This is a genomic window from Paracoccus sp. P2, assembly GCF_046335115.1.
In the GTDB taxonomy this organism is placed as follows: domain Bacteria; phylum Pseudomonadota; class Alphaproteobacteria; order Rhodobacterales; family Rhodobacteraceae; genus Paracoccus; species Paracoccus pantotrophus.
Map to the genome: position 1 here is coordinate 1 of NZ_JBGOSN010000192.1, position 529 is coordinate 529.

A 529-nucleotide genomic window follows, 5' to 3' on the forward strand; every position below is an offset into this window, starting at 1 on the left:
ATCAGTTCTGGTGGAACCGGGCCGCCGCTGCGCCGCGTCAGGCGGTGCATCGCGCTGTCGATTACGGCTAGCGGCGTGCGGAACTGATGGGCAATCAGGTCGGCGAACCGGCGGTGGTTCTCGGAGGTTTCGCGTTCGCGTTCCAGATCGCTGGCGAGCTTCTCAGCCCGCAGGTGGTCCAGCTGTCCGCTCATCAGCCGCCTCTCACGATCGATCAGGATTGCCACCAGCCCCAATCCCGCTACAGCAGCCCCCAGCACTGACATCAGCGCAAGCAAATGCAGGTGCCTCAGGCTGTCCAGGCGCGTGGCCTGACTCTGCCATTCATGGGACATCACCAGACTCGCCTTGGTCCTTAGTGCAGCGACCAGCGCCGTGACATGTGCCCGCAGCGCGGCCGGATCGGCACCTTGCGCGGGGTCAAGCGCCAGAAGCCCACTGCGCCAGCGTGCAAGTGTTTCGGACACTCCCGCATTCTCGAGAAAGCGACGTTGCGGCCCATCTTCCAACAGCGTCAGCCGCGAAACCA

Annotated in this window: 1 protein-coding gene; it reads right to left on the bottom strand. The window is 64.5% G+C overall.

All coding sequences use genetic code 11. The features are described from left to right. On the bottom strand, window positions 1–529 hold a 529-nt coding region (locus ACDP63_RS25155; RefSeq protein WP_409928887.1), incomplete at both ends, for a hypothetical protein.